The organism is Rhodococcoides kyotonense (genome assembly GCF_900188125.1).
Classification (GTDB): Bacteria; Actinomycetota; Actinomycetes; order Mycobacteriales; family Mycobacteriaceae; genus Rhodococcoides; species Rhodococcoides kyotonense.
Genome location: NZ_FZOW01000004.1, coordinates 12,639 through 35,247 on the forward strand (window position 1 = coordinate 12,639; position 22,609 = coordinate 35,247).

Annotated in this window: 21 protein-coding genes; 11 read left to right on the plus strand and 10 right to left on the minus strand. The window is 63.6% G+C overall.

Annotated elements, in window-relative coordinates:
- Positions 1–80: 80 nt before the first annotated feature.
- The 5 genes from urtB to CHB96_RS07810 are packed head-to-tail and all read left to right on the plus strand — an operon-like array spanning position 81 to position 4,256.
- Positions 81–965: an urea ABC transporter permease subunit UrtB gene (gene urtB, locus CHB96_RS07790; RefSeq protein WP_089244811.1), complete on the plus strand. Its 885-nt coding sequence runs from the start codon at positions 81–83 to the stop codon at positions 963–965.
- A complete protein-coding gene (gene urtC, locus CHB96_RS07795) occupies positions 962–2,047 on the plus strand; it encodes an urea ABC transporter permease subunit UrtC (protein ID WP_089244813.1) in 1,086 nt (361 codons plus the stop codon). The genes urtB and urtC overlap by 4 nt, the downstream gene beginning before the upstream one ends.
- The gene (gene urtD, locus CHB96_RS07800; RefSeq protein ID WP_089244815.1) at positions 2,044–2,874 is read left to right on the plus strand and encodes an urea ABC transporter ATP-binding protein UrtD; all 831 of its coding nucleotides are present in this window, start codon (positions 2,044–2,046) and stop codon (positions 2,872–2,874) included. Before urtC ends, urtD begins: the two co-directional genes overlap by 4 nt.
- Entirely contained in the window at positions 2,867–3,559 is a 693-nt protein-coding gene (gene urtE / locus CHB96_RS07805; RefSeq protein WP_089244816.1) for an urea ABC transporter ATP-binding subunit UrtE, read from the plus strand. Before urtD ends, urtE begins: the two co-directional genes overlap by 8 nt.
- A 16-nt stretch (positions 3,560–3,575) precedes the next feature.
- Positions 3,576–4,256, plus strand: coding sequence for a GntR family transcriptional regulator (locus tag CHB96_RS07810; RefSeq protein WP_089244818.1), 681 nt, complete (start codon positions 3,576–3,578; stop codon positions 4,254–4,256).
- A 1-nt stretch (position 4,257) separates the two neighbouring features.
- Here the strand turns inward: CHB96_RS07810 and CHB96_RS07815 are convergent, their stop codons facing one another.
- From CHB96_RS07815 to prpD, 3 genes are read right to left on the minus strand one after another with little or no spacing between them, the layout of a single operon-like run.
- A complete protein-coding gene (locus CHB96_RS07815) occupies positions 4,258–5,409 on the minus strand; it encodes a bifunctional 2-methylcitrate synthase/citrate synthase (RefSeq protein ID WP_089244820.1) in 1,152 nt (383 codons plus the stop codon).
- Positions 5,406–6,317: a methylisocitrate lyase gene (gene prpB, locus CHB96_RS07820; RefSeq protein ID WP_089244822.1), complete on the minus strand. Its 912-nt coding sequence runs from the start codon at positions 6,315–6,317 to the stop codon at positions 5,406–5,408. The genes CHB96_RS07815 and prpB overlap by 4 nt, the downstream gene beginning before the upstream one ends.
- Positions 6,314–7,819 (minus strand): 2-methylcitrate dehydratase PrpD, encoded by a 1,506-nt coding sequence (prpD, locus tag CHB96_RS07825; protein WP_089244824.1) that lies wholly within the window; start codon positions 7,817–7,819, stop codon positions 6,314–6,316. Before prpD ends, prpB begins: the two co-directional genes overlap by 4 nt.
- A gap of 173 nt (positions 7,820–7,992) precedes the next feature.
- Between prpD and CHB96_RS07830 the strand changes: the two genes are divergently transcribed.
- Entirely contained in the window at positions 7,993–9,384 is a 1,392-nt protein-coding gene (locus CHB96_RS07830) for a short-chain fatty acyl-CoA regulator family protein (RefSeq protein WP_089244826.1), read from the plus strand.
- A gap of 25 nt (positions 9,385–9,409) precedes the next feature.
- Here CHB96_RS07830 and CHB96_RS07835 read toward each other — a convergent pair whose 3' ends face one another.
- Positions 9,410–10,291, minus strand: a complete 882-nt coding sequence (locus CHB96_RS07835; RefSeq protein WP_089245421.1) for an ABC transporter substrate-binding protein — start codon at positions 10,289–10,291, stop codon at positions 9,410–9,412.
- Positions 10,292–10,485: 194 nt separating this feature from the next.
- On the opposite strand from CHB96_RS07835, the gene CHB96_RS07840 reads away from it, so the two are divergent.
- The 3 genes from CHB96_RS07840 to CHB96_RS07850 are packed head-to-tail and all read left to right on the plus strand — an operon-like array spanning position 10,486 to position 12,429.
- Positions 10,486–11,535 (plus strand): M48 family metallopeptidase, encoded by a 1,050-nt coding sequence (locus CHB96_RS07840; protein ID WP_089244827.1) that lies wholly within the window; start codon positions 10,486–10,488, stop codon positions 11,533–11,535.
- A gap of 7 nt (positions 11,536–11,542) precedes the next feature.
- On the plus strand, positions 11,543–11,872 hold the full coding sequence (locus tag CHB96_RS07845; RefSeq protein ID WP_089244829.1) for an MmcQ/YjbR family DNA-binding protein: 330 nt from the start codon (positions 11,543–11,545) through the stop codon (positions 11,870–11,872).
- A 23-nt stretch (positions 11,873–11,895) separates the two neighbouring features.
- Complete coding sequence (locus CHB96_RS07850) at positions 11,896–12,429, plus strand: carboxymuconolactone decarboxylase family protein (RefSeq protein WP_089244831.1); 534 nt, start codon at positions 11,896–11,898, stop codon at positions 12,427–12,429.
- 378 nt (positions 12,430–12,807) lie between these two features.
- Here CHB96_RS07850 and CHB96_RS30060 read toward each other — a convergent pair whose 3' ends face one another.
- The 3 genes from CHB96_RS30060 to CHB96_RS07870 form a co-directional block, all read right to left on the minus strand.
- Positions 12,808–14,904 carry an HNH endonuclease signature motif containing protein gene (locus CHB96_RS30060; RefSeq protein WP_245865347.1) on the minus strand — a complete coding sequence of 699 codons (2,097 nt, stop codon included), beginning with the start codon at positions 14,902–14,904 and terminating at the stop codon, positions 12,808–12,810.
- A 290-nt stretch (positions 14,905–15,194) separates the two neighbouring features.
- The gene (gene lpdA, locus CHB96_RS07865; protein ID WP_089244833.1) at positions 15,195–16,598 is read right to left on the minus strand and encodes a dihydrolipoyl dehydrogenase; all 1,404 of its coding nucleotides are present in this window, start codon (positions 16,596–16,598) and stop codon (positions 15,195–15,197) included.
- Between the two features lie 68 nt (positions 16,599–16,666).
- Positions 16,667–17,317, minus strand: a complete 651-nt coding sequence (locus CHB96_RS07870) for a GAP family protein (RefSeq protein WP_089244834.1) — start codon at positions 17,315–17,317, stop codon at positions 16,667–16,669.
- A gap of 36 nt (positions 17,318–17,353) precedes the next feature.
- On the opposite strand from CHB96_RS07870, the gene CHB96_RS07875 reads away from it, so the two are divergent.
- Positions 17,354–19,444 (plus strand): prolyl oligopeptidase family serine peptidase, encoded by a 2,091-nt coding sequence (locus tag CHB96_RS07875; RefSeq protein ID WP_089244836.1) that lies wholly within the window; start codon positions 17,354–17,356, stop codon positions 19,442–19,444.
- On the opposite strand, the gene CHB96_RS07880 is transcribed toward CHB96_RS07875, so the two are convergent.
- The 3 genes from CHB96_RS07880 to CHB96_RS29365 all read right to left on the minus strand — a co-directional run bounded on the left by CHB96_RS07880 (position 19,434) and on the right by CHB96_RS29365 (position 22,162).
- Positions 19,434–20,273 carry an alpha/beta hydrolase family protein gene (locus CHB96_RS07880; protein WP_089245423.1) on the minus strand — a complete coding sequence of 280 codons (840 nt, stop codon included), beginning with the start codon at positions 20,271–20,273 and terminating at the stop codon, positions 19,434–19,436. The genes CHB96_RS07875 and CHB96_RS07880 overlap by 11 nt on opposite strands.
- 732 nt (positions 20,274–21,005) lie before the next feature.
- A complete protein-coding gene (gene ppk2 / locus CHB96_RS07885; protein WP_089244838.1) occupies positions 21,006–21,917 on the minus strand; it encodes a polyphosphate kinase 2 in 912 nt (303 codons plus the stop codon).
- 107 nt (positions 21,918–22,024) lie between these two features.
- Complete coding sequence (locus CHB96_RS29365) at positions 22,025–22,162, minus strand: hypothetical protein (protein WP_176444196.1); 138 nt, start codon at positions 22,160–22,162, stop codon at positions 22,025–22,027.
- A gap of 207 nt (positions 22,163–22,369) precedes the next feature.
- Here CHB96_RS29365 and CHB96_RS07890 point away from each other — a divergent pair, with 207 nt between their 5' ends.
- Positions 22,370–22,573, plus strand: a complete 204-nt coding sequence (locus CHB96_RS07890) for a PspC domain-containing protein (protein ID WP_089244840.1) — start codon at positions 22,370–22,372, stop codon at positions 22,571–22,573.
- The last annotated feature ends 36 nt before the right edge of the window (positions 22,574–22,609 follow it).

The following is a 22,609-nucleotide window of genomic DNA, read 5'->3' on the forward strand; positions in this document are numbered from 1 at the left end:
TCCGCCGCATGTGCACGGAAATACATAGCCCACTATGCATTTTCGGACACATGCGGCGAAGCCGCCTGAAGGAGCCACACATGGATGTCGTTGTCGGGCAGCTGTTCACCGGCCTGTCGATCGGTTCGATTCTCTTGCTCGCCGCTCTGGGACTCTCGCTGACCTTCGGTCAGATGGGCGTCATCAACATGGCTCATGGTGAATTCATCATGGCCGGTTCGTACACCGCTTACGTAGTGCAGCAGGTCATCTCCGCAGGCGGTGCGTCACTGTTCATCTCGCTGATCGTCGGCTTCCTCGTCGGCGGCGCCATGGGTGTGCTGCTCGAAGTCACGCTCATCCAGCGCATGTATCACCGACCTCTGGACACGCTGCTCGTCACGTTCGGTGTAGGGCTCGTTCTCCAGCAGCTCGCGCGCGACATCTTCGGTGCACCCGCCGTCAACGTCGTCTCTCCCGGCTGGTTGTCCGGCGGCGTCGACATCCTCGGCGCGGTCGTCCCCAAGACCCGTATCTTCATCCTCGTGCTCGCGATCGTCTGTGTTCTCGCACTGTCGTTCGCACTCAAGACCACTCCGATGGGTCGACGCATCCGCGCGGTCGTGCAGAACCGCGACCTCGCCGAGACGTCGGGCATCTCGAGCCGCAAGACCGACATCTCGACGTTCTTCATCGGATCCGGTCTCGCCGGCGTCGCAGGCGTCGCACTCACGCTCATCGGGTCGACCAGTTCCACTGTCGGACAGAGCTATCTGATCGACGCGTTCCTCGTGGTCGTCGTCGGTGGTCTCGGCCAGATCAAGGGTGCCGTCATCGCGGCGTTCACGCTCGGCATCGTCAACTCGTTCATCGAATACAACACGACGGCCTCGATCGCCAAGGTCATCCTGTTCGTCCTCATCGTGATCTTCCTCCAAGCCCGCCCGCAGGGACTGTTCGCGGTCAAGACAAGGAGTTTGGTGTGAGTACCTTCATCCAAAAACGTGGTGTGTGGCTCGGTTTCGCCGTTGCCGCCATCCTCCTGTTCGCCGTCGCGCCTGCAGTTCTCAGCGACTTCAGACTCAATCTGCTCGGCAAGTTCATCTGCTACGCGATCGTCGCCGTCGGCATCGGATTGGCTTGGGGCCGTGGCGGAATGCTCACGCTCGGTCAGGGCGTCTTCTTCGGTCTCGGTGCATACATCATGGCGATGCACCTCAAGATCGCCGACGCGGACATCCGTGGTGACGCTGTGCCGGACTTCATGTCGATCGCAGGTATCCGCGAACTGCCGTCGTACTGGGTTCCGTTCCAGTCACCGCTCGTCACGATCCTCGGCATCCTGTTCGTTCCGGGCCTCGTCGCGCTCGTCCTCGGTCTCGGTGTCTTCAAGCGCCGCGTCAAGGGTGCCTACTTCGCGATCCTGAGCCAGGCACTCGCCGCGGCATTCGCCATTCTTCTGATCGGGCAGCAGAGCACCGGAGGATCCAACGGGCTCAACAGGTTCCGCACGTTCTTCGGCTTCAACCTGAACGACCCGGCCAACAAGCAGATGCTGTTCTTCATCGCTGCCGGCGTGCTGCTCGTCGTCGTCGCGATCACTCGTCAGCTGATGTACTCGCGCTACGGCGAACTCCTCGTCGCAGTGCGTGATCAGGAAGAGCGCGTCCGCTTCCTCGGCTACGACCCCGCGAACATCAAGATCGTCGCGTACGTCACCGCAGCGTTCTTCGCCGGTCTCGCCGGCGCACTGTTCGTGCCGATCGTCGGCATCGTCTCCCCCAACGACGTCGGCATCGTCCCGTCGATCGCCTTCCTCATCGGCGTCGCCATCGGCGGCCGCACGACGCTTCTCGGCCCGGTCCTCGGTGCTCTCGGCGTCGCATGGGCGCAGACCACCCTGTCCGAGCAGTTCCCGTCGGGCTGGACGTACGCGCAGGGTCTGCTGTTCATCGTCGTCGTCGGATTCTTCCCCGCCGGTGTCGCCGGACTGTTCGCGTTGCGCAGGCGTAAGAAATCCGAAGAGGCACTGGTCGTCGACGTCGAAGAGAAAGAGCTGGTCAAATGATCCACACCGACAGCCACCAGCCCACGTTCGGCGGCAACGCCGGAATGTCCAGCCAGTATCTCGAAGTACGCGGTCTGACAGTCAGTTTCGACGGATTCAAGGCCAACACCGACGTGAATCTCACTCTGATGCAGGGTGATCTGCGATTCCTCATCGGACCGAACGGCGCAGGCAAGACAACGCTGATCGACGCCATCACCGGGCTCGTACCGGCGACCGGCTCGGTCACCAAGTCGGGCGTCGAACTGCTGGGCAAGAAGGTACACAAGATCGCGCGCCTCGGCGTCGGTCGAACGTTCCAGACAGCCAGCATCTTCGAACAGCTGACCGTCCTGCAGAACCTCGACATCGCGGCAGGCGCCGGTCGCACGTGGTCGACGATGCTGCGTAAACGCAAGACCGTGTCCGACGAGATCGAAGAAGCCCTCGAGACCATCGGGTTGTCCAAGCACCGCGACAAGCCCGCCGGCATCCTCGCGCACGGCCAGAAGCAGTGGCTGGAGATCGGAATGTTGTTGGTGCAGAACGCAGATGTGCTTCTGCTCGACGAGCCAGTCGCCGGTATGAGTCACGAAGAACGCGAAGAGACCGGCGAGCTGCTTCGCCGCATCGGCGGGGAACGCACAGTGGTCGTCGTCGAACACGACATGGACTTCATGCGCGCGTTCGCAACGTCCGTCACCGTGCTCGCAGGCGGTCGAGTCCTGTCCGAGGGCACCGTCGCCGAGGTGCAGGCCGACCCGAAGGTCCAAGAGGTCTACCTCGGAACCGCCGCAGCAGGAGAAGAACTCGACCAGATCGCGGAAGAAGGTGCCGAGAATGCTTGAACTCGTCGATGTACGCACCGGTTACGGCCGAAGCGAGGTCATCCACGGTGCGTCCCTGACCGTCCCCGCCGACGGCGTCGCAGCCGTCATGGGACACAACGGCGCAGGTAAGACCACACTGCTGCGTGCCGCCGTCGGCCTGCTGAAGGTCACCTCAGGCACCATCATGTTCGACGGCGAAGACGTCACCTCCCTGCGTCCGAGCGCTCGCGTTTCCCGTGGCCTCGCGTACGTCCCGCAGGGGCAGCAGTCGTTCGGCCAGCTCACCACGGCCGAGAACCTGCAGGTCGTCGCCGATGGCCGTAAGCGCGGCAAGGCGTTGATCGACGAGGCGCTCGATCTCTTCCCCGCATTGAAAGAGCTTCTCACCCGACGCGCCGGCCTGCTCTCGGGCGGGCAGCGCCAGCAGCTGGCCATCGCCCGGGCACTGATCACCGAGCCGAAGATGCTGATTCTCGACGAGCCGACCGAGGGCATCCAGCCATCCGTCGTCGCCGAGATCGAACGCACCATCCTCGAGCTCACTCGCCGCGGCGGTCTGGGAGTTCTGTTGGTGGAGCAGCACATCGGGTTCGCGCTGGAGTCGGCGCAGCAGTACTACATCCTCGAAGCCGGACGCATCACGTCGTCCGGCGCCGGTGGCACCGACTCCGAGGCCGATGTGCGCGCGGCGATGGCGATCTGATCGGTCACGATCCACCATGGCTCGCAAAGACCTTCGCGAGAAGGTGTACATCTCCCTGCGCCGGGACCTGATCTCCGGCGCAATCCACGCAACCGAACGGCTCGGAGAAGAACGACTGGCAGAGTTGTACGGCGTCTCGCGCACACCCGTGCGTGAGGCGCTCGCACGGCTCCAGGCCGACGGCCTCGTCATGCGCGGCGACGACGGCCTGTATCCGTACCGACCGCACGTCGGCGACCTCGCCGACCTGTACGAACTACGAAACACCCTGGAGTTACAGGGAATTGCGCGAGTCACCGGACAGATTCCCCATGACGCCGACGCTCTGGAACCGGTCGTCGAACACTGGAAACAGATGAGGTCGACGCCTCCCGAGCCCGACGCCGATTTCGTCACCCAGGACGAGATGTTTCACGTTGCACTGCTCAGATCTGCCGGAAATCATGCACTCGCCGACGCTCTGCAGACCGTCAACGCGCGGATACGGCCGGTTCGGATGTTCGGCTATTTCACGCCGGACAGCGTCGTCGCCACCATCGACGAGCACGTCGTCATCGGCGAGTTCGTTCTTGCGGGAGACCTCGACGGCGCACGCCAGGCGCTGCTGTCCCACATCGACAACTCGCAGCAGGTCGTCATCACCCGTGCCACCGAGGCGTTGTCGATGGCGAGATTCGCTCTGTCCGTGCAGAACTGAATCAGGCGACGACGGCTCTCTGCGGCACACCCGAGTACTCGCTGAGCGGACGAATCAACGCGTTCGACGCACCCTGCTCGATGATGTGCGCGGTCCAGCCGGTGATACGACTCATGACGAAGATCGGTGTGAAGACATCGATGTCGAAGCCCATCAGAAAATACGCAGGCCCGGTGGGGAAGTCGAGGTTGGGCTTGATTCCTGTCCGGTCGTTCATGGTTCGCTCGAGCACGTCGTACATGCGCACCCACTTGCGCCCGTCGGTGACCTCGGCGACATCCTGGAATGCGGCACGCATCGTCGGGACCCGCGAGTCACCGTTCTTGTAGACCCTGTGGCCGAAGCCCATCACCTTGTCCTTGGCTGCCAGCTTGGCCTGTAGCCACGACTCGGCGAGATGAGGTTCGCCGATCTCGAGCATGTCGCGCATGACGGCCTCGTTGGCACCGCCGTGCAGCGGGCCTTTCAGCGCGCCGATCGCCGCCGTGACCGCGCTGTAGATATCCGACAGCGTGGACGTGACGACACGAGCCGCGAACGTGGACGCGTTGAAACTGTGCTCCGCGTACAGAATCAGCGACACCTCGAATGCTGTGACGATCTTCGCATCAGGAACACTGCCGAAGCACATGTACAGAAAGTTCTCGGCGAACCCGAGATGCGAGTGCGGTGCAACAGGGTCGAGGCCGCGTCGACGACGGTGATCGGCGGCGATGATCGTCGGCAACACCGCCGTCATGCGCAGCGCCTTGAGCAGGTTCGCGTGCGCACTGTTGTCGTCCTCTGCCGGGTCCTCGGCACCGAGATAGCTGATCGCCGTTCGCACTACATCCATGGGATGACAGTTGTCCGGCATCTTCGCGAGCAGTGACAGCATCGATCGGTCGGCGCGGCGGAATGCGCGCTCCCGCTGGGAGAAGAGTTCCAGCTGAGCCTGCGTCGGTAGTTCTCCGTTCCACAACAAGTACGCGACTTGTTCGAAGCTGCAGTGCGCCGCCAGATCTTGCACTGCATAGCCGCGATAGGTCAGCGAATTGGTCTCGGGAACGACCTTGGAGATCGCGGTCGTATCGACGACGACCCCCGCAAGCCCCTTGTATATCGTCGGCGCCGTCTTGTCCGCGAGCGCTGCTCGCGTCGTCGGATAGGTCATCGTGCACCCCTCGTGTAGGTGAAGATCCCGTGGTCGAATCGGTTGTATCCCTCGTAATCCAGCAACTCGTACAGCCTGCTGCGGTGCTGCATCCTCTCCAGCGACCCGGATTGTGTTCCCGTTTCCCCTATTTCGCGCAAACCGTTCTCCACTGCGAACATCGCGAGCCGCAGCGTCGTGACCGGGTAGATCACCGCGTTGTAGCCGAGGTCTTCGAGATCAGCTGCCGACATCAGCTCGGACTTACCGAATTCCGTCATGTTCGCCAGCAACGGCGTGTCCACTGCTGCACGGAACTTCGCGAACTCCGATTCGTCCGTCAACGCTTCGGTGAAGATCAGATCGGCACCCGCGTCGGCGTAGGCCTTCGCTCGTTCGATCGCGGCGTCGAGTCCTTCGATGGCCCGCGCGTCGGTGCGCGCACAGATCACGAAATTCGGATCACGCCGGGCAGATACCGCAGCCCGGATACGCTGCACCATCGAGGCCGTGTCGACGACGGCCTTGCCGTCGAGATGCCCGCAACGCTTCGGGTTGACCTGGTCTTCGAGGTGACATCCGGCGATCCCGGCGTCCTCGAGCACACTGACGGTCCGCGCCGAGCTCATCGGTTCACCGAAGCCGGTGTCGGCGTCGATCAGTACCGGCAGATCCGTGACCCGCGCGATCTGCTGGCCCCGGCCGGCCACCTCGGTCAGCGTCGTCAGGCCGATGTCGGGTAGCCCGAGATCCGCAGACAACACGGCCCCGGAAACGTACACTCCCTCGAAGCCGATCTCCTGCACCAGCTTTGCCACCAACGGCGAGAACGCGCCGGGTAGCCGCTGGATCGTGCCCGATGTCAGGCCCGCCCGAAACGCACCCCGCTTGTCCGACGCCGACGTCGGGGCAGCCATGAGTCCCGTCATCGAAAAATGCCCTTCGGAGTCTTCGGTGCTCGCGCCAGCACGTCGTCGGACACCGTGAAGGTGAGCTGATCGAGCTCGCCGGCCGCGAGCTCAGGCGCGTTCTCGGCGGCAGCGAGGAACCGATCCTGCTCGTCGGGGGCGACGATGCCGTCGGCGAGCGTGCGGAACTTCGCGATGTACTGCTCTCGCGCGAACGGCCGGGCACCGAGCGGATGGGCATCGGCAACAGCAAGTTCGTCGACGACGACCGTCCCGTCCTTCAGCGTGATCTCGGCCCGCGCCCCGAACGCCTTGTCGTCCGGATCGATGGAGTGATAGCGGCGCGTCCACTCCGGATCTTCCTGCGTCGAGATCTTGTTCCACAGCGCAATGGTCGACGACCGCTGCGCCCGCTCCGGCGCGTAGGAACGCTCGTGATGCCATTCGCCGTCCTCGAGTGCGACGGCGAAGATGTACATCACGGAGTGATCCAGGGTTTCTCGTGTTGCAGTGGGGTCGAACTTCTGCGGATCGCCCGATCCGGTCCCGATGACGTAGTGCGTGTGATGGCTGGTGTGCAACACGATCTTCTCGATCTGCTCCAGATCGCCTATGCTGCTGCGCATTCGACGCGCCAGATCGATGGGCGCCTGGCTCTGGTATTCGGCCGAGTGTTCCTTCGTGTAGCTGTCCAGGATCGCGCGCTTGGCCTCACCCGGACCGGGAAGCGGCACATGGTATTCCGCGTCGGGACCGCCGAGAAGCCATGCGATGACGCCGTCTTCACCTTCCCAGATCGGCGACGGCGCACCCTCTCCCCGCAACGCTCGATCCACCGCCTCGACGGCCGCTTTCCCGGCCAGCGCAGGCGCGTACGCCTTCCAACTCGAGATCGCGCCCTTGCGTGACTGTCGCGTAGCCGTCGTCGTATGAAGAGCCTGCCCGACGGCTTGATGGATGGTCTCGGCGCCCAGGCCGAGGAGCGTTCCGATTCCCGCTGCTGCCGACGGTCCCAGATGGGCGACGTGGTCGATCTTGTGCTCGTGCAACGAGATTGCGCGTACTAGGTCGATCTGGATCTCGTAACCGGTGGCGAGTCCGCGAATCAGATCGCGGCCCGACCGTCGTGCATGCTGCGCGACGGCGAGAATCGGCGGGATGTTGTCACCGGGATGCGAATATTCGGCGGCGAGGAACGTGTCGTGGAAATCCAGCTCGCGCACTGCAACACCGTTGGCCCACGCTGCCCACTCCGGTGAGTACCTTCCCGAGATGCCGAATACCGAGGATCCAGGGCTGTAGGGATGCGCCCGCGCTTGGGTGCGCGCACTGGTGACGGGTCGTCGCACCAACGAGGCGGCGGCCACGGCCGCGTTGTCGATGACGCGATTGACGATCATCTCCGTCGTCGCTTCCGGCACCTCGACGGAGTCCGTCGCGACTTCGGCGATCTTCCACGCGAGGTGCTCGTGCAGCGGGAACTCTTCCGCTGATCGACGCGTGCGTACGAGATGTGTCTTCACTGAGATCCTCCGTAGTGGGCGGTGCCTACGCTTCTTTCGCAAACGTACGCACAGGCCCGTTGCCTGCGAAAGGTGTTGCTTCTGCCTATTTTTGCGTAAGGATTTCGGCGAATCTGCGAATGTTGCGAATGCGTCGTCGGGTAAAGTCCGTTGTGTCCGAGGGGAGGTGTCACATGCAGAAGATCTACGCGGGCAGCCGCTTGCGACGCCTGCGTGCGGATCGTGGCATCACGCAGTCCGCGCTGGCCAAGACACTGGAACTGTCGCCGAGCTACCTCAACCAACTCGAGAACGATCAGCGTCCACTGACCGTGCAGGTTCTGCTGAAGCTGAACGCGATGTTCGACCTCGACCCGACCTTCTTCGCCACCGACACGGACGCGCGGCTCGTCGCGGATCTGCACGATGTGCTGACCGAGACGTCGAATCGCGGTGAGGTGTCGATGAGCGAGGTGCAGGAATTGGTCTCGCGGATGCCCGAGGTCGGGCGCACGCTCGTCGGGCTGCACCGACGATTGCACGCTGCGACAGATCAGCTGGAGCGTCTTACCGCTGGTGTCGACGGGTCGCCGATGCCGTACGAGGAAGTGCGTGACTTCTTCTACGATCGGCGAAATCACATCCCCGAACTCGACGCTGCGGCCGAGGATCTGTTCCTGCGCAAGGGATTGAACATCGGCGCGCTGGATCTACAGTTGGCGCGGTTGATCGAGTCGGATCACGATGTGGCCGTGACCATCCGCGACGACGAGCCCGGATCGTTGGGGCCGAAACGGACCTACACGGGCGGGATACTTTCTCTGGCAAGGCGATTGACACCGGGTCAGCGGGCGTATCAGATCGCCACACAACTCGCGTTTCTGTCGCAGGCGGCGACCATCGATGCCATTGTCGACGCGGAGACATCACTGAGTGCGCCCGCCCGAGAACTGGCACGAGTAGGTCTGGCCAACTATTTCGCAGGCGCGCTCCTACTGCCGTACGGGAAGTTTCTCGCTGCGGCAGAATCGGTCCGCTACGATATCGAATTGCTCTCTCTGACATTCGAAGTCGGATTCGAGACCGTCTGCCATAGGTTGTCGACCCTGCAGCGGCATGGCGCCAAAGGCGTACCGTTCTTCTTCGTTCGCACCGATCGCGCCGGGAACATCTCGAAACGTCAGTCCGCCACCGCGTTCCACTTCTCGCGCGTCGGCGGCAGCTGCCCGCTGTGGATCGTCCACGACGCCTTCGCTGCCGCGGGCCGCATTCTCACGCAGGTCGCGACGATGCCCGACGACCGCACCTACCTGTGGATCGCGCGCACCACCGAAAGCGGCGGTCTCGGATTCCAGTCGCAGCGAAAGCACTTCGCCATCGGGTTGGGATGTGACATCGCGTACGCACACAAGCTCGTTTACGCCGACGGCCTGCCGCTGAGCTCACCGCACTCCGCGGTGCCCATCGGCCCCGGATGCAAAGTGTGCGAACGAGTCTCGTGCGCCCAGCGTGCGTTCCCGCAGTTGGGTCGCGCGATCGGTGTCGACGAGAACGTCGACACCGACCTGCCCTACCCGTACAGCTGACGCCAGTTCTGCGTCAGTTCTGGCATCAGTTCTGCTGCGACAGAATGCGATCGATGTCGTCGAGCACGGCTTGCCCGCCCTTCGGCCCGACGCCGGTGATCCAGAACGACTGGTCCACCGCGTGCGGATCGGGCAGCGCTGCAGCATTGTCGGTCACCGACGCCGGAATCGCCGACGGGTCGGCCGGATTCGTCGCCGTGACGACGATCAGATCCGCGCTGGCCTGCGACACCAACTCCGGGGACAGGTCGACCGAGATCTCGTCCGCCCATTCGGGTCGCGGCGGCGTCGTGAAGCCCGCACATTCGAGGGTGCTGCCCGCGAACGACAACGGGCCGTACAGCGTCAACACCTCGTCACGCGGACGGATGAGCTGCGCAGTCTTGCCCGCGGTGTCGTGTGCGGTCGCGATCTCGTCGCACCTGTCCCGGTACTCCCCCAGCAGCGCATCTGCTTCCTGCTCCAGCCCCAGAGTGCGTCCGACCAGCCGCACGTTGTCCTGCCACGGATCGGACTGAGACGCCATGTAGACAGTCGGCGCGATCGCGGCAAGCTGGTCGTAGTACTCGGCGTGACGGGTCTCGGTTCCCAGAATCAGGTCCGGCTGCAGCGCCGCGATCGACTCGATCCGCGGTTCGGCGACGGTGCCGATCGGCGTGATGTCGGCCGCGTCGGCGCCGAGATACGCCGGCACACCCGTCGCCTCGCTCAGCACGGCGGTACCGACAGGAATCACCCCAAGGGCGACGGCCGTATCGAGCTCCACGGGCTCGAGGGTCACCACGCGCAACGGCGACGCGGGCACCTCGGTTGCGCCACGAGCATGTTCGACGACGCGAGTGCTTGCCTCACCGGAAGTCTCGCTCGTATCTCCCGCATCGCTCGACGTGCATGCCGTCATCGTCATGGCAGCCGCAGCTGCGAACGCTGCCACCACCCGGGCACTTGTCCTCGATCTCGCCACCACTGCCAGCCTGCTTTCCCATTTCGGTTGAATAGTGAAGGTTAGCCTAAGCATCATCGCCCCTGGCTCGATACCCGTCGGCGATCCCGTCTTTACTGATACTTTGGTCTGCGAATCATCGAGGCTGGGAGAATGGCTTGACGACAGCACCGGATCGCACGCGTATCGAGTTTCCCGACATCAGTTCCCGCACGTGGGAACACCCGTCCGACCGAGCTGCCCTGGTCACGCTCCGCACGCTCAAGGGCTTCGACACGGTTCTGCGCACGTTGTCCGGGCTGCTGCAGGAACGACAGCACCGGCTGATGTATCTCGCGACGTCGGTGCGCGTCGACAGCAGGCAGTTCAAGGATCTCGACGACCTTCGGGCCGACTGCGTGCAGATCCTCGGTGCCGACGAGACACCCGAGATGTTCGTGCTGCAGTCGCCGATGGTCAATGCGTTCACCATCGGCATGGACCGCCCGTTCATCGTCGTCACGACGGGCTTGCTCGACATCCTCACGTACGAAGAGCAGCGTTTCGTAGTCGGGCACGAGCTCGGCCACGCCCTGTCCGGCCATGCCGTGTACCGCACCATTCTGATGCACTTGATGCGACTCGCCGGCACCATCGGTTGGATTCCAGTGGGCGGCTGGGCACTTCGCGCGATCATCGCCGGACTCATGGAATGGCAACGCAAATCGGAACTTTCGGGTGACCGTGCCGGGTTGCTCTGCGGCCAGGACGTGCACACCGCTCTTCGTGTTCAGCTCAAACTCGCGGGCGGTGAGCGGATCAGCGAGATCGATGTCGACGCCTTCCTCGCGCAGGCCGCCGAATACGAGGCCAGCGGGGATCTGCGCGACGGCGTGCTGAAGCTGCTGAACATCGAATTGCTGTCGCACCCGTTCTCGGTCCTGCGTGCAGCGGAACTGAAGAAGTGGGTCGACAGCGGCGAGTACGCGGCCGTGCTGCGCGGCGAGTACCCACGCAAGTCGCAGGACCACGAGGCGAAGGTCGGCGACGAATTCCGCAATGCGGCCAAGAGTTACAAGCAGAGCTTCGACACATCCGAGGATCCGCTGATCAGAACCCTCCGTGATCTCGGGAGTGGATTCACCGGGGCCGTCGATGCTGTAGGAAACGGGATCGGCGACGTCGCGTCGGACATCAAGGGGCGCTTCGATCACTGGCGTAAGTCGTAGGTGTTCGATGATGGCGTCCGAGCGCGTCCACGCGTACTGCGCCGCGCTGCCGGACGCCTCATTGACCCACCCGTTCGGGCCCGAGACATCGGTGTACAAGGTCGGCGGCAAAATATTCGCGGTGATCGGAACCGGTGACGCAGCACTTACAGTGAAGTGCACGCCCGAGCACGCCGAAGTACTCGTCGGCGAACATGCGGGCATCGTGCCCGGATATCACATGAACAAGCGGCACTGGATCACGATCCAGCTCGACGGCGATGTACCCGACGGCCTCGTCGAGGACCTGATCGACGAGTCGCATTCTCTGGTGCATCGCAAGCCTGGTGCGAGATAAGACCCGCAGGTAGCGTCGGGCCGATGAGCACACCACGAATCCAGCCCGGCTCGTTCAAGGACCTCGGCCCGATCAACTGGGTGCTGTGGCGTGTCCTGTCCAAGGTCGCCGGGACGCCGAACGCGCATCTGTTCAGCACCGTCGGTCGCACGAAGGGCCTGTTTCGGGGCTGGCTCTTCTTCAGCGGCCGGATGATGCCCGGTGGCCGAATCCCGCCCAGGGAAACCGAATTGGTGATCAACCGGATTGCGTACCTGCGCGACTGCGGTTACGAGATGGACCACCACAGCCGCATCGGCCGACGGTTCGGTGTCACTCCCGACCTACTCGCACTCGTCCACGAGGGACCTTCCGCCGACGGGCTGTCCGACCAACATCGAATCATCCTCGAGGCGACGGATGAACTGCTGGAGACGAAGGACCTATCGGACACGACATGGAAGTCTCTGTCTCAGGAGTTCGACGAGAAGCAGCTGATCGAGTTCCTGTTCCTCGTCGCCCAATACGACGGTCTCGCAACGACTATCGGCACCCTGCGCGTCGAGCGGGATTTCTGACGCGCTGTCGCCCGCAGTTCTGTCACGCACGGCTCTCTGGAAACACGGCTATGTCACACCCCCCGCTGTCACACCCGGCTCTGTCACACCGACCCATGTCACACCCGCAGTTCTGTGACACAGGCGCTCTGTCACACGGAGTTCCGTCATACACGCGCTCTGTCACACCCGGCTCTGTCACACCCGGCTGATCCGGATACTCGCCCTCGTCCGCGGACAACTGAACTCACTCTGCCCTGACATCCTCAGGGCACGACTGTTGGCGGCACACGTCGGTCTCTGTGTGCCGCTGGGTGCAGGAGTCGTCTGTCGCCCGGGGGCCGGACGGGACAGGCGGGGGCGGCTCGTCCTGCAGCGAGCCGCCTCGCACGGCCCGAATCAGGCGGCCGGGTGTTCCGCGGCCTCCCCGGCTGCCGTTTCCCCGGCTACTGAATCCCCGGCCACCGTTTCCAGGTCGCGTCGGGCAGTGTCGTGGTCCAGAGTGCTGTGGTCCAGAGTGCTGTGGTCCAAAGTGTCTGGCTGGAGGGTCACGGAGGTGTCTGGCTGGAGGGTCACGGAGGTGTTCGAGTCGGGCAGATTCAGATCTGGTAGCGGGACCTCGGGTGCGGGATAGATGTATTCACCCGGGTGATGGAAATGATTGACCAGGCCACGACGCAACGGATCCAACGTCACCGGCGCATGCCACAACGTCCGGCCTGGATACTGATGATCCGATCCTGCTTTCGTTGTCGCCCACTGGTTTTCCGACGGTCCGACCAACCGGTGGTGCTGATCGCATCCGAATGTCAGGTCTTCGATATCGGTATTCCCACCGGCCACCCATTCGTTCACATGATGGACCTGCGACCACGTCGCCGGCCGTGTGCAGCCGGGGAAGCTGCACCCGCGATCGGCAGCAATCAGCACGATCCGCTGGTCTACCGACGCCAATCGCTTCGTCCGACCCAGATGCAGCGGCCGACCATCGTTATCGAAGATCACCAGGTAGTGATGTGCATGCGACGCCATTCGAATCGCGTCCCGCATCTTCACCAGGGACCCGGTCGCAGTCACCGCATGTCCCGACGCCGACTCGAGATCCTTCAACGACATCGACACCACCGCAGTCACCGGCAACCCCCGATGCTGCCCGAGCTGCCCGGACGCCAACATCTGCCGAAACACCATCTTCATCGCATCGTGTTGACGTCGACCCCTACCTCGCCGGTCTTTGCTAGCCCGGTCCTCGTCGGCGGATTGGGCTGCCGCCCGAGCCTCGTCGCCTCCGTCTTCGGCCCCGGCCCCGGCCCCGGCATCGCCAGCCGGCGGCTCGAACAGTCCCGGATCCTCTCCACCCCGGCGGTCCCCGCCGCCGGTCGAGTCGCTCGAACCTGTATCAGCCTTGGACCCAGCGCTATCAGCCTCGGCGCCTGTCAAGCCATCGGGGCCAGCCGAACCATCGGGCCCCTCGGTGTCGCTCGCCACGCCGTCCTCACCGTCGCCGTCGTCACCGTCGTCGGCACCGGCGTCAGCACCAGCACCGTCTTCGGCGAGCGTGGTGTCACCGTCGGGAGCATCGACCACAGGTGGGCTGTCAGCGCTGTTGAGTTGCCCCGGTTTGGCCCATTTGCTCAGCACCGCCTCCAGGTACGCCCGGAACTCGGCGTCGATGACCATCGTCCCCTTCGACAACCCATCAGGGCCTTGCTCGCCCAACCGCACATAGCACCGATCCGCGACCCGCTCCGGGCTCTCGTCTTCTCCGTCGGGATCGATCAGGTCGTACAACCGCGCCGCTGCAGCTTTGAAATGATCCGGGCCGAGCTCACGCGCCAACTGAGCCAACTGCTGTTCGGCACGCTCCCTGGTCTCGATGTCGAGCTTGTCGCCGAGTCGGCGGAAGAACTTGCGAATCGTCTGCTGATGCTCCTCGTCGATGACTCCGTCTTCGGCGGCTCGTAACGTGTTGGCCGACAACGGCTCCAACCGTTCACCCGTCAGCGATGTCCGCTCGCCGAACTCTTTGGCCAACAGGATCCGTTGCCCCGCGCGAGCACCGGAGATGCGCAGCAATACCGACAAAGCCTCCGGCGTCGATCCCCATATGTCGTCCAAACCGTGCTCGTTGATCAAATCCGCGATCCAAGTATGGCTGTACGCGAACAACATTCGCTGCACCGATTCCACCCGCACCAGCAACGCACGCCTATCCGCATTGTCCAGCCCGAACGTCTGTATCCGTCCCAGCAGCTCTGCATTCGATTCGAGGGACTCGACCACCGACGCCAGTCTTGCGGCCTTGATCGCCGGAACGCCGTCACCCGGACCCGGGGTAGATCTGGATCCCGAGTCCTCCTGCACGCCATCTACTTTCGAGAAGACCGTGGGAAATTCCGCCTCATCGGCCTCGGCGCGGGAGACGTACCACTCCGGCACCGACGCTGTCGGCCAGTCGGATTCCCGTACATCACCGCTTATCCCGTCGTCGTTCATGTCTCTGCCACCCCTGTCGACTCATCCCCCGTGAGCATGAACACACAGTAGCGGCCACCACCGACAATTTTCCGAACATCAGTTCGATGTAATCCGTTTCGTATTCAATCAACTCGCGGCCTTGGCTCGTACTGGGGAGCGAGCGGCTCGTCCGGCATCACAGCGACGGGATTCGCCGGTACGTACACACCCGGATCGGTACTCCGCACTCCAGCTCGCAGAGCGCGGAGTACGTGAAACACGAACGGCGGCAACCACCGAAGTGGTTGCCGCCGTTGGAGAGAGCTGGATCAGAAGTTGATCATGTGGCCCGCGAGGCCGTGGATGGCCTCCTGCAGTGCCTCCGACAGCGTCGGGTGCGTGTGGACGTTGCGGGCCAGCTCGTTGACCGTCAGGTCCCACTTCTGCGCGAGGGTGAGCTCGGGCAGCAGCTCCGAGACGTCCGGGCCGATGAGGTGTCCGCCGATGAGCTCGCCGTACTTGGTGTCGGCGATGAGCTTGACGAAGCCGGTGGAATCACCGAGTCCGTGTGCCTTGCCGTTGGCGGCGAATGGGAAGTTCGCGACCTTGATGTCACGACCCTCGGCGCGGGCCTGCTCCTCGGTCAGACCGAAGCTGGCGACCTGCGGCTGGCAGAACGTCGCACGAGGCATCATGCGGTAATCGTCGATCGGCAGCGTCTCGGCTCCGCCGATGGTCTCGGCGGCGACGACGCCCTGTGCCTCTGCGACGTGCGCGAGCTGCAGCTTCGCGGTGACGTCGCCGATGGCGTAGATGTGCGGCACGTTGGTCTGCATGGTCGAGGTGATGCCGATGGCACCACGATCGGTCAGCGCGACGCCGGTCTTCTCGAGCCCGAAGCCCTCGACGCGCGGCGCGAAGCCGACGGACTGCATGACCTTGTCGACGGTGACGGTCTCGACCTCACCGGACTTGTTGTTCTTGATCGCGACGGTCACCTTGGATCCGTCGTCGTCGATCGACTGCACGGCAGCACCGGTGACGACCTTGACGCCGAGCTTCTTGTACTGCTTCTCGATTTCCTTCGAGACGTCGGCGTCCTCGTTGGGGAGCGCGCGATCGAGGAACTCGACGATGGTGACGTCGACTCCGTAGTTCTTCAGGACGTATCCGAACTCCATGCCGATGGCGCCTGCGCCGACGATGAGGATCGATCCGGGCAGGTCCCGGGTCATGATCTGCTCTTCGTAGGTGACGACGTTCTTGCTCAGCTCGGTGCCGGGGAGCAGCTTGGTGGTGCTGCCGGTGGCGATGATCGCGTTGTCGAACGTGACCGTCTCCGTGCCGCCCTTGCTGAGCTCGACCTCGATGGTGTTGGCGTCGGTGAACGTGCCGGTGCCGTCGTACTCGGGGATCTTGTTCTTCTTCATCAAGAAGTGGATGCCCTTGACGCGTCCCTCGGCCACCTTGCGGCTTCGGTCGAAGGCAGCACCGAAGTCGAAGCTCGCCTCTCCCGAGATGCCGAAGAGCTTGGCCTCTTTGGTGAAGAGGTGCGCCAGCTCGGCGTTACGGAGAAGAGCCTTGGACGGGATGCAGCCGACGTTCAGGCACACACCGCCCCAGTACTTCTTCTCGATGATGGCAGTGCTCAGGCCCAGTTGTGCCGCGCGGATAGCAGCGACGTACCCACCGGGGCCGGCTCCGAGGACAACGACGTCATAGTGTGAGGTCACGAGTCCCCAGGGTAGTACCGTCGTGTATCACTGTCTCGAGATGGTCCCGTTACCGGCCGGTAGGCCTGTTACCCCGACACCGCCATACCTCCCTTGACGATCAACACCACCGACACGACACCGAGCACGATGTAGATGATCGACGCACTGTGGCTCACGAGCCACTCACGCCACGACCGTTGCAGCGCTTCGGCTTTCGCCCCGGAACGCGCGAGTACGACGAGCGGAGCCGCGATCCCCAGCGTCGCGACGACGACCCACACGACCGCGGCGCCGACGGCTTCGGGCCCATGCAGCTCGAGCAAGGTCAGCTCCGCGACGGCGACCGTGACCAGTGCGTAGTTGGGCACCCACAGGCCGAGCAGAAAAGCAGCGACGACGCCGACGCGATCGAGGCCTTGCAGCCACTTCGGAGTCGTCGGCTCATGCCTGCGCTGTCGAATCCAGAGAACGACGACGAACAGAGCGAGCAGTATCCCGACGACCAACTCGATCCACGCCATGGCATGCCCGGTCGACTTGGCGCGAGGGCCTGGAGGCAACAGCGTCGCCGCGAGAATCATGACGACGGCAAGGGCAGTGACGTATCCCGCGATGTAGGCGGCGAGGACCAGCCTCCCACGCTCCGTCGCAGCCAACAGGAACGCCGGGACGAGCGACCACGGCCACACCATGACGACCAACCCCACGAGTGTGAACGTCAGCGCATGGGCCGTCATCCTCCAGCACAGTACTCGCGCAGGTAGAAAGAAAGCATGAGCATCGCCGAAGACCCGTACCTGTGGCTCGAAGAGGTCACCGACGACACAGCCCTCGACTGGGTTCGCACTCGTAACGCCGCCACCACCGACAGTCTCGCCGGCGACGAGTTCGACGCCATCGAAGCCCGCATCCGCGAGGTCCTCGACACCGACGCCCGCATCCCGTACGCGCGGCACCGCGGCGACTACCTCTACAACTTCTGGCGCGACGCGACGCATGTGCGCGGGCTGTGGCGTCGCACGACGATGGAGGAATACCGTACGGACTCCCCCGAGTGGGACGTGTTGCTCGACCTCGACGCGATCGCCGACGCCGAAGGCGAGAACTGGGTCTGGAGCGGCGCGCAGGTTCTGCGCCCGGACCAGAAGATCGCATTGGTGACGCTGTCACGCGGTGGCGCCGACGCTACCGTCGTACGCGAATTCGACTTGACCACACGCACTTTCGAGGATGGCGGCTTCTACGTACCCGAAGCCAAGACCGACATCGGATGGATCGACGCCGACACCGTATACATCGGCACCGACTTCGGCGACGGCTCGCTGACGGACTCCGGCTACCCGCGGATCGCCAAGAAATGGACACGCGGCACCGACCTGTCGGAGGCCGAGACGGTGTTCGAAGGCAAGGCGTCGGACATCTCGATCTCGGCATGGCACGATCGCACGCCCGGGTTCGAACGCGACTTCGTCCAACGCGCCACCGACTTCTACAATGCCGAGCTCTACCTCGTCCGCAGTGACGACAAGAGCGGTGACGAGCTTGTTCTCGTCGACGTTCCGACGGACGCGACGGCATCCGCCCACGGACAGTGGCTGCTGGTGCGCACGATGACGGACTGGACCGTCGGCGACACGACATACCCGGCGGGCGCGCTGCTCGCCACGGACTTCGACGCGTTCGTCGGCGGCAGCCGGGACCTGACGGTGCTGTTCGCGCCCGACGAGCACCGATCACTGCATCAGTGGGCATGGACCGAGAACCACCTGCTGGTCGTGACGCTCGTCGACGTCGCGACCGAGCTGCGAGTTCTCACGCCGCGCGGAGGCCACTGGGAAGACCGACCGCTCACCGGCCTGCCGGAACTGACGTCGATCGAGATCGTCGGCACCGACTCCGAGGAGAACGGCGACGAATTCTTCCTGTCGTCGAGCGGCTATCTGACACCGGCGACTCTGCTGTACGGAACCGTCGGCGGAGGCGTCGAGACGCTGAAGCAAGCGCCGTCGTTCTTCGACACCACCGGATTGGCCGTCGTACAGCATTTCGCGACGTCGGAAGACGGCACGAGGATTCCGTACTTCGTCGTTCGGAAGCAGGACGCAGCTGGTCAATCCGGTCACTCCGCAGGCTCCGCTCCTGCTCCGGGACCCACACTGCTCTACGGCTACGGCGGGTTCGAGATCTCGATGACGCCGTCGTACAGCGGCGCGACGGGCTTGGCGTGGCTGGAGCGAGGCGGCACGTACGTCGTCGCGAACATCCGCGGCGGCGGTGAGTACGGACCCGAGTGGCACACGCAGGTGCTTCGCGCCGGGCGGCACAAGGTGCACGAGGACTTCGCGGCCGTCGCACGCGATCTCGTCGAACGCGGCATCACGACGCCCGGGCAGCTGGGCGCGCAGGGCGGCAGCAACGGCGGTCTGCTGATGGGCATCATGCTGACGAAGTATCCGGAGCTGTTCGGGGCCATCGTCTGCCAAGTTCCGTTGCTGGACATGAAGCGTTATCACCTGCTTCTGGCCGGAGCGTCGTGGGTCGCCGAGTACGGCAACCCGGACGATCCCGAAGAATGGGCGTTCATCTCCGAGTACTCGCCGTACCAGAACATCGTCGGGCCCGAGGAGAAGAACTACCCACCGATCCTCGTCGCGACGTCGACGCGTGACGACCGAGTCCACCCTGGTCACGCACGCAAGATGGCTGCGCGACTCGAAGAACTCGGCCAGGACGTGCGCTACTTCGAGAACATCGAGGGCGGCCACGGCGGTGCGGCGGACAACGCGCAGTTGGCGTTCAAGACGACGCTGTCCTTCCAGTTCCTGTGGACGACCCTCAGCGCAAAGAACGAGCTCAACGCTTGAACCATTCGACGACCTCGTCGACGACGGTCTCCGGCTGACGGATCCACTCGATGTGCCCGCGCGGCGATTCGAGGTGCCGGGTGGTGATGTCGGCGCGCGGGAACTTCGTCAGCAAGTTCTGCATCGAGCTGCGGGGCGCCATGTCGTCGCCGGCCAGCGTGATGGCGAGGATCGGCAGCTTCAGCCTGCCGATCCTCTCCTCGTAGTCGATGTCCGCGCCCGTCGGCTCGATCTTCCCGGTGCGTGCGAAGCGAGACCAGTCGTCGATCAGCACCTTGGATTGACGGCCGAACCCGCCGATGTCGATGCGGTCCCCCGGCCAGAATCCGGCGATGCTGCTGGTCAGCGACATCGCGGCGGCTCCGACGAACAGCGACGCACCCCGTGCGACGCCGAATCCTCGGTGGAACGGCGAGCCCGACGCGACGAGTATCAGCCCACCCAGACGACCTCGGATGCGTGAGCTGTACAACGACGCCAGCTGGCCACCCATGCTGTGGCCGAGCGCGTACGGGGTCGCGTCGGGAAATCGCTCGCGGACCACCTCGAAGACTGCAGGGAAATCGACGGATACGAGCTCGTGGTAGCCGTACGTGCTGGCGCTGCTCGGCTTCGGCCTGCTGTCGCCCTGGCCTCTCAGGTCGGCGAGGGCGACGTGCATCCCCCGACTCGTGAGGCGTTCGGCGAACAGCCGGTAGTAGCCGGCCGGAATGCCCAACCCCGGCAGCACGACGACGACCGGAGCATCCAGCCTCGGCGCATTCGAGGATTCGAACAGCATCACGGGCACGGTCGACCCGTCGGGCATCTGAATCGGAACGGTCTCCACGAACGCCAAGGGTAGAGCGCGAAAAGACGTCGGCGGGGGCCAACCTTCGAAAGGTTGGCCCCCGCCGACGTAGGAGGCTTCGAGAAAGAGCGCGACTTACGTGACCGGCGTTTCGGGTGCCTCCGCACTGCCGGAGAACAGCAACGCGAGCAGGGCGAGCAGGCCGGAGGTGTCGAGTTCTGCAGACATGAAATGAGCTCCTTCTATTCGAGGGTTCTATTCCGTTGGAGTGACGGTAACGAAACAATCACTGCCGATTACGTTTCTATCAAGCCGAATAGCGAGTTGGCTAGGGTCTCGACGAGAAAAGTCAGAAAGCAGCAAATTCGCAGCTAAACCCGAACAATACTTCATCGGGTACTTCCACAGACACTTCCACCACACTTCCACAGACGCGACGAGGCGCCGCGACTCGATGAGTCACGGCGCCTCGTACCGAGCGAGCTGGGCCTATATCAGGCTGCGCTGCCCGAGGTCAGAGCGCCGACGATCTGATCGACGATAGCGTCGACGATTCCGTCGTAGACGCCGGAGACGATGTCACCAAGGAAAGTTGCTGCCGAACCCATGTATTTCTCCTCCAGTTGTAATGCTCGGTCGCCACGTCACGACCAGTCTCCTTTTTACCTCATATCGGTCGACGAGGTAACGGCGGGACCACGAATTCGGTAAATAAACCTGAACCGTCCGAATTTTTCGTGACCGTTTCGACATACAGCTATTGCGAAGTAATCATTCGCCGATCACGTCACGAGCCCGTCCCACCAACAGCGGGTCGGTTTCGCCGACGATCTCCTGATCCTTGTTCGCATAATCGAACTTGTTGAGCACGAAGCGCATCGCATTGAGCCGAGCGCGCTTCTTGTCGTTGCTCTTGACGATGGTCCACGGCGCGATGTCCGTGTCCGTGGCCCGGAAGCTCTCTTCCTTGGCAGCCGTGTAGGCGTCCCACTTGTCCAACGACGCCAGATCCATCGGCGACAGCTTCCACTGCCGGACCGGATCGACCTGCCGGATCGCGAACCGCGTCCGCTGCTCGAGCTGTGACACCGAGAACCAGAACTTGGTGAGGCTGATGCCGTCGTCGACCAGCATTTGCTCGAAAAGCGGCGCCTGACGCACGAACCGCGCATGCTGGTCCTCGTCACAGAATCCCATCACCCGTTCGACGCCAGCGCGGTTGTACCAGGAGCGGTCGAACATGACGATCTCACCCGCGGCGGGCAGATGCTGGATGTAGCGCTGGAAGTACCACTCCGTGGACTCTCTGGCCGACGGCTTCTCCAGCGCGACGACGCGTGCGCCGCGCGGATTCATGTGTTCCATGAATCGTTTGATCGTGCCGCCCTTGCCCGCGGCATCACGGCCCTCGAACACGATGACGTGGCGTCGACCGGTGTCCTTGGTCCACATCTGGAGCTTGAGCAGCTCGATCTGGAGCAGACGCTTCTGCAGGTCGTACTCGGCGCGTGACAGACGCTCGTCGTACGGGTACCCCTCGCGCCAGGTGTCGACGACGCGACCGTCGGGAACCGTCAGCAGGACGGGATCGTCGTCGTCACTGTCGTCGACTGCGAAACCCGACGTGTCGGTGAGGTCGACGGCGCCTTCGAGATCACCGATCGAGCTGAAATCTTGAGTCATGGCCGAAAAGCTAGCTTTCGGGGGGAACGAAACGGTGACGAAACCGTGAACACCGTCCGTGCGCCCTCTGCGTGATCACCTCACTCACAGGGCGCACGGAGGCGCTACTACTCGCTGGATCCGGCGCTTCCGGTTCCGAGGAGTCCGCCCAGGAGAGCGCCGAGACCGGCACCGGCGCCTGCATCGCCTTCGCCCACACCGAGGATGGGTCCGAGGATGGCACCGAGGAGAGATCCGAGAAGCATGAGATGTGTCCTTCCGAGGGGGTAATGAAGCTGTCGAACGAAGCAAACAGTAGCGGGCGAAACATGCTGCGGCCTAGCTGGATTCGGAAAAAGACGGGACGGTTGTTTTTGCTCGGATTCCGAGCTTACGGTCGGTGAAATCTTCAGGGTGGAGATGGGGGAAGTTCCCGATGTGCCGGGTGGTCCCGGCCGACCAGACTGCTATCCATGACATACACCAACGCCCCGAAAGAGTTCGTCCGTTCCGATTCGCAGAAGATGGTCGCCGGTGTCTGCGGTGGCGTCGCCGAATACTTCGGCATCGACGTCAACCTCGTCCGGGTCCTGACCGTCCTCGGCGCCTTCCTGTCCTTCGGCACCGTCGCCCTCGTCTACATCGCCGCGTGGATGCTGATGCCCGAACGTTCCTGATGACCCAGCGCTGATGTTTTAGTAGCCTCACGGCAC